8 protein-coding genes are annotated in these 13,283 nt (G+C 57.5%); 5 read left to right on the top strand and 3 right to left on the bottom strand.

Translation table 11 applies throughout. The features are described from left to right. The first annotated feature begins 19 nt into the window (after positions 1 to 19). The 3 genes from Poly51_RS01245 to Poly51_RS01235 are packed head-to-tail and all read left to right on the top strand — an operon-like array spanning position 20 to position 5,131. Complete coding sequence (locus tag Poly51_RS01245) at positions 20 to 886, top strand: efflux RND transporter periplasmic adaptor subunit (protein WP_146453537.1); 867 nt, start codon at positions 20 to 22, stop codon at positions 884 to 886. A gap of 52 nt (positions 887 to 938) precedes the next feature. After that, positions 939 to 2,915, top strand: coding sequence for an efflux RND transporter periplasmic adaptor subunit (locus Poly51_RS01240; protein WP_146453536.1), 1,977 nt, complete (start codon positions 939 to 941; stop codon positions 2,913 to 2,915). Continuing rightward, on the top strand, positions 2,912 to 5,131 hold the full coding sequence (locus tag Poly51_RS01235; RefSeq protein ID WP_146453535.1) for an HlyD family efflux transporter periplasmic adaptor subunit: 2,220 nt from the start codon (positions 2,912 to 2,914) through the stop codon (positions 5,129 to 5,131). Before Poly51_RS01240 ends, Poly51_RS01235 begins: the two co-directional genes overlap by 4 nt. 32 nt (positions 5,132 to 5,163) lie before the next feature. On the opposite strand, the gene Poly51_RS01230 is transcribed toward Poly51_RS01235, so the two are convergent. Continuing rightward, positions 5,164 to 6,849: a cation:proton antiporter domain-containing protein gene (locus Poly51_RS01230; RefSeq protein WP_146453534.1), complete on the bottom strand. Its 1,686-nt coding sequence runs from the start codon at positions 6,847 to 6,849 to the stop codon at positions 5,164 to 5,166. Positions 6,850 to 6,937: 88 nt separating this feature from the next. On the opposite strand from Poly51_RS01230, the gene Poly51_RS01225 reads away from it, so the two are divergent. Further along, positions 6,938 to 7,663 carry an FkbM family methyltransferase gene (locus tag Poly51_RS01225; protein ID WP_146453533.1) on the top strand — a complete coding sequence of 242 codons (726 nt, stop codon included), beginning with the start codon at positions 6,938 to 6,940 and terminating at the stop codon, positions 7,661 to 7,663. Between the two features lie 17 nt (positions 7,664 to 7,680). Here Poly51_RS01225 and Poly51_RS01220 read toward each other — a convergent pair whose 3' ends face one another. After that, positions 7,681 to 9,099, bottom strand: a complete 1,419-nt coding sequence (locus tag Poly51_RS01220) for a DUF1501 domain-containing protein (RefSeq protein ID WP_146453532.1) — start codon at positions 9,097 to 9,099, stop codon at positions 7,681 to 7,683. Positions 9,100 to 9,110: 11 nt separating this feature from the next. Then, on the bottom strand, positions 9,111 to 12,275 hold the full coding sequence (locus Poly51_RS01215) for a DUF1553 domain-containing protein (protein WP_146453531.1): 3,165 nt from the start codon (positions 12,273 to 12,275) through the stop codon (positions 9,111 to 9,113). Positions 12,276 to 12,426: 151 nt separating this feature from the next. On the opposite strand from Poly51_RS01215, the gene Poly51_RS01210 reads away from it, so the two are divergent. Beyond that, the gene (locus tag Poly51_RS01210; RefSeq protein WP_146453530.1) at positions 12,427 to 13,167 is read left to right on the top strand and encodes an AraC family transcriptional regulator; all 741 of its coding nucleotides are present in this window, start codon (positions 12,427 to 12,429) and stop codon (positions 13,165 to 13,167) included. Positions 13,168 to 13,283 lie beyond the last annotated feature (116 nt).

Raw genomic sequence — 13,283 nt, 5'->3', positions numbered from 1 at the left:
TCGAACGGAATCGTGAACCATGAAATACTCAATCCAATCAGCGATCGTTTGTACGGCGATTGCGATTATCGCGTCGTCGCCCGGCTTGTTTGCCGCGGCGCCGCAGGACAACGTCGTCCATGAAGGTTTCGCGCGGCCCGTCGAACAGGTTGACTTGGCGGCGGCGGATTCGGGAGTACTTGCAGAAATCGCCACGGCCGAGGGCGCCATGGTGCGAGCGGGGCAATTGATTTGTCGCTTCGATACGTCTGTGCTGGATGCTTCCTTGGCCGCCGCACAGGTGCGTTTCCGAAGCCGCGGCGAACTTGCGGCGGCCCAAGCCACGCTTCGCCACCGACGTAACCACTTGGAACAATTGATTTCACTGCGAGAAAAATCACACGCAAGTGACCAAGAAGTGATCGACGCCGAGTTGGCTGTTGCGATCGCCGAAGCGGGAAAACAGTCGGCCGAAGACAAGCTGAATGTGGTTGGCCAAGAGGTCACACAGATCCAAGCACAGATCGACCGTCACTGGATCGTCGCCCCTTTCGATGGCGTCGTCTTGGAGTTACCACACGCCGTTGGTGAACGGGTCAATGCCGCCGATGGGTACGTCGCGAAGCTGGCTCGCTTGGACCAGCTTCGCGTGCGCTACGACGTTCCGACGTCCGACGCCGTTCGATTGAGAGCGGGTGATCGAATCGCAGTGCAATTCCAAGAAACGAATCAAGACGCCCAGGCGACCGTGGAATTCATTTCTCCGGTCACGGATTCTGGCAGCGGAACCGTCCGCATCGAAGTCCTGGTCGACAACCGAAGCGGAGAATTTCGCAGTGGCATGCGATGCATGCTCACCGATTCGTTCGGTCACATCGCACAACGCCGTGGTGTGCAACTGCGGTAACCCGGCCCGTCTTCGCTTCGACATCGCGATCACCTGCAGTATTGAAGAAACTATGAATCCATCTACTTCGACTCAATCATCTAGAGCGACATCGCGAAATCGCAGCGCGTCGGCTTCCGAGTTCGTTTCCGCTGGCAACGGCGATGCGTATCGTCGGATGGATGGAGCGCACGATCGGCACGCAGCCCCTTCGTTTGACGAATTCCAAGCACACCTCGATCGACTCTCGACTTCTGGGGTTGATCGTCCCACGATGATCGCCGAGCTGCTACACAGCGTGGGCAACCTGACCCGCGCGATCTGGGTCGGTTACGCCGAGGGATCGTCCGACGTGGTTTCGGTGCGTAGCGAATACAACGCGCTGGCATCCCAGAACCTAGGGCTTTCGCACGCATCGGTGACACCAACCATCGGCAAGGCTTTGAAGGACGGCACGCAAAAAGCTGATTTCGCCGATCCTCTTACGGTACTTTGCGTTCCCATCGGAACATCGCCGGGTCAGGCGATCGCTTTGGCGATGGAGTTACCTTCGCGTAACGTCGAGCCGTTCCTGCTGGTCGCACAACTTGCATCCGCATGCGTCACTCGATTCGATGAGCGAAGCAGCCTACGTGCGATCGATCAACAGGCCGACAACTCGGCCGCGATCGCCGAGTTGATGGTCGAATTGGCTTCATCATCCGACATGAAGGACGCGTCGTTGGTTGCCGCGAATCGAATTGCCGACCATCTGGATGCAAGTTTCGTCGCGATCGGACACTGCCGTCCGTTTCCATGGTCGATGGACTCGATTTCCGATAACGCGTCGATGACGGCAGTTCCCCGCGTCCGCATCGAAGCCATTTCGTCGGTTTCAGACGTCGGCCGTGACGGTGAGGTGACGCGGTTGATGGTGGAAGCCATGTCAGAGAGTCTGGTTCGGTTTCAGTCGTTGGGCGAAACCGAGACTCGCTATCGCCGCGACGACGTAGAATCGGGGCTGATGCAGTTGGCGCATCGGCAACTTGCCGCTTCGATTGCACTTCCGCGGATCGATACCTACCCGTTGATCACGGCGAAGGGGATCGTGATCGGAGCGTGGATGGTCATCCGCGACGGCAACTCTAGCGACGATACTTCCCAGGATCGGTTCGCGAGTTCCGTCGGCGGGTACTTGTCGGAAGCTCTGGCGATGTCGCGCCGCGCGGGTGAGAGTCCGCTGGCGCGCTGGGGGAACCGAGTCACCGCCACCACGCGTAGCCGCGTCCGAGCGATCGCCTTGGGCGCAGTCGTGGCCGGCGCGGTGATGATGGTTCCGGTGCCTCATCGAGTCGATTGCAGCACCGTTCTTTCGGCGATGTCCCAGCGATTCGCAACGGCTCCACATTCGGGGATCCTAAAGCAAGCGTTTGTTCGGCCGGGCGACGCCGTCATCGCGGGCCAACAAATCGCCGAAATGGATGGCGTCGAATTGGAACTGAGAAGAGCCGAGTTGATCGCCCATCGCCAACGGGCTTCCAAACAAGTCGACGTCCAGCGGACGCTGCGACTTCCCGCCGAGACTCAAATTGCGAAACTGGAAGTCGATCAATTGGACGCCCAGATTGACTTGGTCGAGCATCAGTTGGCCCACTTGAGCATCACAAGCGACGTTGACGGCGTCGTTCTTCAGGGCGATTGGCATGATGCACGAGGCGCGATGATTCGAGAAGGAGATGTGTTGATGCAGATCGCGCCGTTGGATCGTTTGCGCGCCGAGATCGAAATCCCGGAACGCGAATTGCCTTACGTCCGAATCGACCAGTCGATCCGATTGACACTCGACGGGCAACCTCTGGAATCGATTGATGCCTCCATCAAGTGCATTCGTCCGATGTCAGAGATTCGCGATGGACAGAACATTTTCTTGGCGGAAGTGGAACTCGAAAACGAAGCGAAACTTCTGCGACCCGGGATGCGCGGTCGCACGAAGGTGGACGCAGGCCAAAAGAGTCTAGGCTGGGTCATGTTTCACCATGCCTGCGAAAGCCTGTATCGGAGTATTCGATGACCGATGCTCGAACAACGCAACGTAGCGACGAATGGAACGCGGAAACGTTTGAGTTGGCGAACCTTCGATTGAAGCTGCGAAATGATTTGCGATGGACGCTGACGCAGTCGGGTGGCGAAGCCATCTATGTGGTCGAAGATCCTGTAGCATCGCGATTTTATCAACTGGGCGTTTCGCAGTACGCACTCGTTTCGGTGTTGGATGGTTCGACACCATTACAAGTCGCAGTCAGCCGCGTTGCAACACGCATGAACGCGTCGGCAATCACGATGATCGAAGCTGCGGAAACATGCCGGTGGATGTTGGACAATGGTTTAGCAAGTGCCGTTGATGCGAACGGTAATTCCGTCGATCGAGTGGACCGAATTCGAACGGCCCGGTTCAAATCGGCTCAGGCAGCCACTCTCGGAAATTCGAATCCGCTGTTTTTGAAATGGCGTTGGGGAACACCCAGCGAGTCGTTCGAACGCGCCTGCAAGCATGGTAGATTCCTGCTGCATCCGCTTTCGATCGGTCTATGGGTTGCTCTACTCACATTCGCCGGTGCATTGATCACCCAATCGCCGGCCGCGATTGGTGATTCGCTCCGTGGGATCATGTCGACGGACACGGCGGTTTGGCTGTTGATCGTTTTTGTGGGACTGAAGTTGGTCCACGAAATCGGTCACGCGATCGCCTGTTATGCATTCGGCGGCCGCGTGCGCGAGTTCGGCGTTGTCTTTATCCTGTTTGTGCCGGTGCCCTACGTCGACGTGACGTCGTGCTGGGGATTCGTTTCCAAGCGTCGTCGGATGTTGGTGTCGGCCGCGGGAATGATGGTCGAAATGGCGATTGCAGCGGTGGCGGCGATCGCTTGGACACATTGCGTCGATCCGGTCGTTCGATTTCATTTGTTCAATATCATGCTGACGGGTACGTTGACGACGCTTCTGTTCAACGCCAACTTTCTGATGCGTTTCGACGGGTACTACTTACTTTCCGATGTACTGGACTTGCCCAATTTGGCGGCGTCGGCATCCCAAGCGGTTCGCTATGTGACGAGCCGCTTCTTTCTGGGAAAGCGACTCAGGCTTGCACCGGAGATTCGCGGGCGGTTTGTCGTGTTATTCGGCTACGGCGTTGCGGCGGCAATATGGCGAGTCGTCGTGTGCCTGGGTTTGGCAATCGCAGCGTCGAATCTGTTGCACGGTTTCGGATTGATCCTTGCGATCGCAAGCTTGGTGTTGTGGTGGGGCGTTCCAGCGTATCGTGTCGCCAAGGTCATTGGCGAAGCGTCGGTGGCCGGTGCCCGTTGCCGTAGGCACTTGCTGACTCGGTTGATGCCGTTGGCTGTCGCGGTCGTCGTTGGCGCATTTTTCGTACCCTGGCCGATGGGAGTGACGGCGCCCGGTGTCGTGATGTTCGCGAATCCAAATATGGTCCGTGCTGCGGCCGACGGCTTCATTGTTGAGATGTTGGTTGCCGAAGGCGAGTCTGTCGAAGCAGGGCAGCGTTTGGCGGTCCTTGAGAACGTTAAGTTAGCATCGCGGTCGAAGGAGCTTTTCGCGAAACTGGAAATCTCTCGCTTGCGCGCGCGTCGTGCCCGACTGGCCGGCGACATTGCGCTCGCTCAAGCGGAATCTGCAACGGGTGACGCGATCGAAGATCAGCTCGATGAAGCGAACGAACAGATTAGCAAACTCGTGCTGACGGCTCCGGCGTCGGGCACGGTCGTTGCCATGAATTCTCAATCGCGTTTCGAGCAGCAGCGAGGTCGATTTCTCAGCGAGGGTACGCCGCTGATGCAGATCGTTGACGTCAACAAAAAAGAAATCGTTCTTGCGATCGCGCAAACCGATTTCGAGACTTTTGCTGGGAGAGTTGGTGAGACGGTTCGGTTCGTTCCCACGGCAAACTTGACCCAGGCCTCTGCAACCTTGCGGGTCGTTCAGCCGCATGCGGACGTGGTCACGGATCCGCGATTGACGGCAACGGGTGGCGGCGATTTAGCAGTGCGGCCGCCGGCCAAAAGCGAGAACAACGCCGAACCATCCAATGAGGCTGAGTTGGTTCAGCCACATTTCGCGGGGCGAGCCGAGCTACGTCTCAGTGGTGTCGATTCACTTCCAGCGGGTTCAACAGGTCGGATTCAAGCGGATCGCTATAACCACAGCATTGCCGAGCACGTTTGGGTGTGGGTCGATGGCTATTTGCGGCGTCTGTCGGCGACGACCTGATTACCCATGCATGCGACATGGAGCCCGTGATGTCATTTGTTCTTACGCCGCTGGGTGATCAAGGCGTGTACGACATCGCTGCGACGGACAACACCCAGCAATTCGTTCGGCTCGGTTCGAGTGACGACCGGAATGCAATCGTCGGTTTCATTTTGAAACAACTCGAAAGCCCGCGATGCCGGTTCGTCCGGATGAAGAACCACGTCGTTCACGCTAACCAGGTCTTCGGCCCTAACCAGCGTGGAAGCGCTGTGGTCGAACATGACGTCACTTAGCAGCGGATAACGAATGACGCCGACGACGCTTAGCTTGTCATCGACGACGGGATAGGTGTTGTCGTGGCTATGTTCGATATGATCCACCACGTCATCGAAATTTGCCGACTGAGGGATGCCCGGTGTCTTGCGAATCAAGTCGCTGACCTTCACGCGGCTGGATCCGCTGGCCGGCATTTCATCGTCGTCAACGTTGGACCGAAAACGATCGATCAAACTTCGGATTTGATCAATCGGCGAGTGCGTTGTGTGGTGAATCGCCTGAGCCAACGGGACTTCGCCGGTTTCCAGAAGCGATTTTCGAATGAACAGCGGCCCGATGATTTCGAAAACGACAACCGAACCCAGGATGATGTCTTGAATCGGTTTGCCGAGCTCCGGATTGCGCTGAACCGCGATTGCCGACAGAGCGATTGCAGCGCCGGCTTGTGCCAGCAAGCAGGCGCCCAACCAATGCCGGACCTCCAAAGGTTGCTTCGTCGTTTTGGCGGCAACGTAGACGCCGACCCATTTTCCGGCGATCCGAAAGACGATGTAGACCAAACCCAAAACGCCGGCCGCGATGAACTGTTGGATGTCCAAGCCCGTGCCGTGAACGGCAAAGAACAGCACGGCCAACAGACCGGAAATGTGATCCAGCTCGTCCGTGATCTTCGACTTGTAGTCCGACGTATTGGCGACGGTGACACCCATCACAAAGAACGTCAGCATGTAGGGGATTTCAAGCGACTCGTTCAGCCCCAGCAGGAAAGTCGCCGTTGCCACCAGCAACACCAACCATCGCTTGGTGTTTAGAAACCCGCATCCGTAGCTGATGATCAGTCCGCCGACGACTCCCAATACGGCCGATCCGGCCAAGTGCGCGACAACGTTGACGACTTGGTCGGTCAAGGACGTTTCAGCTTTTCCTTGGAACAATTGAATGGCCAGGAAACCGAACTCAAACATCAAGATGCAGGCGAAGTTGTTCATTGCGACCAGGAAACCGGTGCTCTCGGTCACCGGTCCCTCGGAACGAAACTCTTTCAAAACCAGAATCGTCGTCGCCGGTGCCGTCGCGACTGCCAGGCAACCCAACAGCAGCGACATGCTGGGCGAACAACCGAACGCCCACAAACCCGCTGTCACGAACGTGAACGTGGTCGCAATCTCGGCGGCCGATAGGACCAAGCACCGCTTTCCGATGCGGCGAAATTTCTTGAACGGGAACTCGCACCCCAGGTTGAACAGCACGATCGCCATCGCCAACAGCAACAGCGGTTCGAGGATCTCCAGGTGCTCGCCCGGCATCCAATCCAGCACGCTGGGGCCGACCAACAACCCGACCAGCAGGTACGCAGTGACCTTGGGCAGGTGCAGCAGATCGGCGAACACTCCCGCGGCAAGGCAAAAGCCCAGCAGCACGCCCAGTGTTCCCGTGATGTGCAGATGAAAGTCAGACATTTAGACTCGATCGATCCGATGGCGGCAAATTTGCGGTTGACCCGTCGAGGATTCTATCGGAATTGAAGCGACCCAGGGGAGGGCGACCATGCAACGAATGAAGTTCCGCGGCTACCAACTGTTCCACCTTCACCGTGAAGCGGCCGAGTCGATGGTGCGCCAGATCGACGAGTTTCCATCGTTCTTTACGCCGCGTGGCGAACGGCCTTTCATCGTCGATTGCGGTGCCAACATTGGCGTGTCGGCGTTGGAATGGAAGACGCGCTGGCCGACGGCCGATGTGCTTTGCTTCGAACCCGATCCGTACGCTTTCAAGGTTCTGGAAAAGAACTGTGAATTCAACGATATCCCAGGACTGAAGTGCATCAATGCGGCGGTCGATGATCAAGACGGCCCCGTAGTGTTCTATGGCGACATCAAAACAGCCGGCGACGCTCGCGGAAACTCGATTGACCCCGCGTGGGCAAAGCGAGAAGGAACAACGGAAACGACGGTTCCCGGTGTTCGGCTGTCGAAATATCTGACAGACCGTGACGTCAGTTTTTTGAAACTGGATATCGAAGGCGCCGAACAACGCGTTCTTGAGGAGATCGCCGACTGTTTGCCTCGGATTGAAGCGATCTACGTCGAAGTTCATGAAACCGACGACAGCCTCCAACGCAACAGCGTTGCCGCGATCACGCGATTGTTGTCCGACGCGGGATTCACCATCGAACAAGAAATTCGCTTGGACGAGCATGCGCTGCCCGCCCACCTTCGTAGGTGGCAAGCCGAGGTCGGCGCCGTTCAGACTCAATTGATGTGTTGGCGATAGAGTGTTCGACCAGCTCGCTAACTCAGTATGTCGTTCAGCACGTTGCCGTGGACATCGGTCAATCGGAACCGGCGCCCTTGATACTTGTACGTCAAGCGTTCGTGGTCGATGCCCATCAGGTGCATGATCGTGGCGTTGAAGTCGTGAACGTGGACGCCATTCTCGACGACGTTGTATCCGAATTCGTCGGTCGCACCGTAGGTGATCCCTGGCTTCACACCGCCCCCGGCCATCCACGTCGTGAAGCATCGCGGGTGGTGGTCACGTCCGTAGTTGTCAGCCGTCAAAACACCTTGCGTGTACGACGTACGCCCGAACTCGCCGCCCCAAATCACAAGTGTGTCGTCGAGCAAGCCGAGCTGTTTCAAGTCTTTGACCAATGCCGCCGACGCTTGATCGGTTTCCTTGGCCTGTTCGGTAAGCTGTTTCGGCAGGTTGGAGTGTTGGTCCCAGCCCTGGTGATACAGTTGAATGAAACGCACGTCCCGCTGTGCCAAGCGACGGGCAAGCAAACAGTTCGCCGCAAACGTGCCCGGCTTTCGTGCGTCGTCGCCGTATAGCTGAAACGTCGACTCGGGTTCGTCCGAAAAATCACTGACCTCCGGTACACTCGTTTGCATGCGGTACGCCATCTCGTACTGCGCGATCCGTGATTCGATCTCTGGGTCAAACTCTTTGTCGAATTGGTGTTGGTTTAATGCGTTGATTGCATCCAGTTGGCTGCGACGACGGGCGGCCGGGATGCCTTCTGGATTTGACAGGTAAAGGACCGGATCACTGCCGCCACGAAATTGCACTCCTTGGTATTTCGAGTCTAAGAATCCGTTGCCCCACAGTCGCGAATACAGCGGCTGGCCGCCCTGGCCAGCGGAAACCAACACGATGAAAGCCGGCAAGTCTTCGTTCTCGCTGCCCAATCCATACGACAACCAAGATCCCAGCGACGGACGACCGGCGATCTGGGATCCGGTCTGGAACATTGTGATGGCCGGGTCGTGATTGATCGCTTCGGTGTACATCGATTTGACGAAACACACGTCGTCGGCGATGTCGCGATGGTACGGCAATAGGTCGCTTAGCCAGGCGCCCGATTCGCCGTGCTGCGAAAACTTGAACTTCGATCCCGCCAATGGCAACGATGACTGATTCACTGACATTCCCGTCAACCGCTGTTCGCCACGAACACTGGCGGGCAGCTCTTCGCCATACTTTTCGTTAAGCAGCGGCTTGTAGTCGAACAAGTCCTGTTGAGCCGGGCCGCCCGACTGGAACAAGTAAATGATCCGCTTGGCCTTCGGCGTGAAGTGAGTCCGTGGGACTTCGTCGGCCGAAACATCGCGGTCCAGCATCGACGTCAGCGCGGCGACGCCCACGGCGGAAGCGCTGTTGCGAAGAAACACTCGTCGGTTGGCGGCGATAGGGTTGAATGGATTCATGGTTGAGTTTCTTATCGTTTCCAAACGGTTGCATCGAGGTTCATGATGGCTTGGCAAAGGTTGGTCATTGCCGCCAATTGCGTCGGATCGACGTCGCTTTGTGAGGGCTTTTCGCCGATCGTCAGCATCTGCTTAGCGGCTTCTGCGTTCTTTGAATAGAATGCTTCTTCCTCATTCAGCAGGCGGCGTAAGACTTCGCGTTCTTGCCCATCGGGGCGTCGGCCCGCCAATCGCAAGAACGCGTTTTCGATACGGTCGTCCGAATCGTCGATCGACATCAACTGCTCCGCCAGCACTCGCGCGGCCTCGACAAACTGAACGTCATTGAGCAAGACCAAGGCTTGCAGCGGAGTATTGGTGCGAAAACGCTTGACGCTGCAGACCTCACGCGTCGTCGAATCGAACGCCATCATGTTGGGTAGTGGCGCCGTTCGCTTCCACACCGAGTACAGCGAACGCCGGTACAGCGAACGGCCGACCGACTGTTGGTAGGGCGGCGACATGCTGTTGGACTCTTTCCAAAGGTCGCCACCAGGTTGGTACGGTGACACCGGTGGTCCACCGGGTTCCGAATCCAGAAGACCCGATGCGGACAAAGCCACGTCGCGAATCTGTTCGGCGGCTAGGCGATACGCAGGACCGCGTGCGAGCAGCGCATTGGTGGGATCGACCGCGATGGTGGCTGCGTCGGCCCTGGAATCTTGTCGATAAGTCGACGAGAGAACGATTTGTTTGCACAGTCGTTTGACGTCCCAGCCGTTGTCGACAAAATCGCGTGACAGCCAGTCGAGCAATTCGGGGTGCGTCGGCAAATCGCCTTGCGATCCGAAATTTTCGGGAGTGCGTACCAGGGGCGACGCGAAGAAGTTTCCCCACAAACGGTTCACGGCCACTCGCGACGTCAACGGATGGTTCGGGTCGGTGACCCATCGGGCCAGTCCCAAACGGTTCTTTGGTGCATCGTCGGGGAACTCTACCGGCACCGCCGACAACGCGTATCGCTCAACACGAGTTTTCTCGCTTGTCGGTGCGTTGTATTCGCCGCGGGCCAGCACGTGCGTTTCACGCGGCTCGTCCATCTCTCGCATGATCGGAACTTCGATCATTTCTTCTTCTGCCATTACGAAGGACTTTCGGGCATCGGTCAAACGCGCCATCGCGCCGCGAGCTTCGTCGTCAATCGCGGAAACGAAATAGTCGAAGCCGACCGAACCAGGAATGCCGGTTGCCAACTGTGCCAACTCGGGATGGGTCAGCGATCGGAAGTAGACGCGGACGTCGTCGATCAGGCCACCGTCGAGTCCACGGGCACGAAAGCGTTGGCCCACGACGAATTGTCCGCCGTGGTCGACCAAGACGTTGCAACTCTTTTTCAGTTCATCACGCACGATTTCCGTTTCCAGTCGCTTACCGTTCAGATAGAGCGACATTCCCGCCGCGCTGGACGAACCGTCATACGTCGCGGCAACTTGGTGCCACCGGTCGACCGGAATCGGGTCAACGGTGCGAACCGCGATTGCGTTGCCCGGCCAAACGCGGGCCATTCGCGATTCCAAGTGGCCGTCCTCGATCGTCAAATCCCAGCCGTTGTATCCACAATCGGTTCCGCGTGTGTGGTGGGCGATCAGGCTTCGCGCCGCGACTCGTTTGGTTTCGCGGAACGTCACCACAACACTAAGCGACATCCATCGGTCAAACGGTTCGATGTCCTTGGTCGTGATGCCCCGTTCGCCGTCCAACTTCAATGCTCGTCGTGGCAGCGTATCCGTTGCATCGCCCTTGTCGGCCGCCGAACTTGGGTCCAATCGGGCAACGTCGATGTCGTTCACTTCGACTTGAGCGGGCATCGCAGTCCACGACCGATCGGACTCGGATGGATGATAGATTTCCTTGATCGAGTTGTCATAGGGACGATCGAAACTGAGTGCGAGCCGAAGATCGGGGATCGCAATCGTTTCAGGCATCGTTGGCTTCCATGCGTCGAATCGCGTCTTTGCGGCGTCAATCTCGTCGCGATAGGATTCCTCCGCAGCGGTTAATGCTCGCTTTGTGTCATCCAAGGCGGTTTGTTGTTCAGGCGTAGGCAGAAGCAGCGACGGGCAAGGTACCTTTTCGGTGCGGTCGTAGACGCCACTTTCGTCGATAGAATTGAAGAACGATGAAAGCGAGTAATAGTCTCGCATCGGGATCGGGTCGTACTTGTGGTCATGACACCGACAGCACTCCATGGTCAATCCTAAGACCGCGGTGCCGAAAGTATGCACTCGGTCGGCCGCGTTCTCGATTCGCCATTCTTCGAAGACGGCGCCGCCTTCGTTGTTAAGCCGGTGGATTCGGTTGAATGCGGTGGCGAGAATTTGTTCGCGCGTCGGATTTTCCAGCAGATCGCCCGCCAACTGCCACGTCAGAAAATCGTCATAGGGCAGGTTGTCGTTCAGCGCTTTTACGACCCAGTCGCGGTAGGGCCACTGAGTGTTCAGCTTGTCGGACTGATAGCCGTAGGAATCGGCGTACCGTGCCGCGTCCAACCAAGCAACCGCCATCTGTTCGCCAAAGGCCGGCGACTGCAACAGCGAGTCGACCGTTTGTGCGTACATCGTATCGCCCAAATCCGCGATGCCCGCTTCGAACGCCGTGATCTCGGTGGGCGTCGGTGGCAAACCGGTCAGGTCCAACGTCACACGTCGGAGCCAACGAAGCGGATCGGCGGGCGGTGCCGGTTTCAATTTTGATTCGGCCAACTTTGCCAACACAAATCGGTCGATCGGATGTCGATTCGGATCGCCGTCGTTCACCGTCGGAATCGCCACACTTTGTGGCAACGGTTCGAACGCCCAATGGCCCTGGTACGGCGCACCGGCTTCGATCCAACGCTTCAGCATCTCGCGATCGGCGTCGGTCAACGCTAGGTTCGATTCCGGAGGCGGCATCAGCACGTCGGGATCATCGCTGGCGACCCGCTCCATCAGATCACCGGACTCGATCACATCGATCGCCGCGTCACGCGAATCCAATCGCAGTCCCGATTCTTGGTCAGCTTCATCCGGACCGTGACAGAAGAAACACTTGTCCGAAAGGATCGGTCGAATGTCGCGGTTGAAGTTGATGTCGTCTGCGTCGGCAACCGCGATCGGAAACAAAATCGCAAGGCAGGCTAGGAGTCGCGTGAATCGCATGGGCGATGAATGTTTGGAGTGGAAAGACGGGCAAATGACAAAAGCGTCGCGGATCAAAAGGTTCACTGAGGATAGGCAAAGTCCGCCCATTGTCGCTTGTTTCGACCATGGTGTCTTGCACGGTGGAAACAAGGCTGTGTAAAATCCGAGCATGAAAACTACCGACTTGAGGGATCGATTTTTTCGCCGATTGGATTCTCATGAGCAGGTCTTTTCGCTGTTGGACCTGCTGCCCGGCTTATCGTTTTTCGTTAAGGATCGGCAGGGCCGTTTCGTGGCGCTGAATCGGCGTGGGTGCGAATATTGCGGCGTCACATCCGAGGACGAGGCCCTCGGGAAGACGGACCATGACTTTTTTCCGAAGCAGCGGGCCGACGAGTATCGCGCCGACGACCTGACTGTCTTGCAGTCGGGCGAACCAATCATCAATCGCGTCGAGAGCGCGCCCGAGTCGGCCGGATCGCCGCGTTTGGTGATGACCAGCAAGGTGCCGCTGCGTGACCCCCGCGGACGAGTCATCGGCGTTGCCGGTTTCTCTCGTCAGATCGAACAGATTCGTCAAGCGAAAGGAACCGTCGCGGCGTTCGCGGATGTGATCGAGCATCTACATGAATGCTTTGCTGAGAACTTATCGACCGCTGACTTGGCCGACATGGCGGGGCTTTCACAGAGTCAATTCGAACGACGGTTTCGGCGTGCTTTCAATGCGTCGCCAAGACAGTATCTGATGCGGATTCGCGTCGAACGCTCTGCGGCGATGCTGTCGGAAACCAGCAAGACGGTTTCGGAAGTGGCACTCGCCTGCGGCTTCTACGACCACGCCCACTTCAGTCGAAGCTTTCGACGCATCATGAATGCTTCGCCGACGGAGTACCGGTCGCGAAATTCCTAGCGGACTTGGCCGAACGTGCCGACCGATGGGGTTGTGACGGTGGCGTTGTCCGGGCCGCTCGAATCGCATGGCATTGTCGAGTGACTGTTGACGTTTAAGTTGTAGGGTTCAGACGG

It is taken from the genome of Rubripirellula tenax, assembly GCF_007860125.1.
Taxonomy (GTDB): domain Bacteria; phylum Planctomycetota; class Planctomycetia; order Pirellulales; family Pirellulaceae; genus Rubripirellula; species Rubripirellula tenax.
This window is presented reverse-complemented; position numbering and strand designations above follow the sequence as displayed.

Coding starts and splice junctions, on each gene's coding strand:
- Poly51_RS01230 (WP_146453534.1), bottom strand. CDS start 6,849: ATGTCTGACTTTCATCTGCACATCACGGGAACACTGGGCGTGCTGCTG.
- Poly51_RS01245 (WP_146453537.1), top strand. CDS start 20: ATGAAATACTCAATCCAATCAGCGATCGTTTGTACGGCGATTGCGATT.
- Poly51_RS01235 (WP_146453535.1), top strand. CDS start 2,912: ATGACCGATGCTCGAACAACGCAACGTAGCGACGAATGGAACGCGGAA.
- Poly51_RS01210 (WP_146453530.1), top strand. CDS start 12,427: ATGAAAACTACCGACTTGAGGGATCGATTTTTTCGCCGATTGGATTCT.
- Poly51_RS01215 (WP_146453531.1), bottom strand. CDS start 12,275: ATGCGATTCACGCGACTCCTAGCCTGCCTTGCGATTTTGTTTCCGATC.
- Poly51_RS01225 (WP_146453533.1), top strand. CDS start 6,938: ATGCAACGAATGAAGTTCCGCGGCTACCAACTGTTCCACCTTCACCGT.
- Poly51_RS01220 (WP_146453532.1), bottom strand. CDS start 9,099: ATGAATCCATTCAACCCTATCGCCGCCAACCGACGAGTGTTTCTTCGC.
- Poly51_RS01240 (WP_146453536.1), top strand. CDS start 939: ATGAATCCATCTACTTCGACTCAATCATCTAGAGCGACATCGCGAAAT.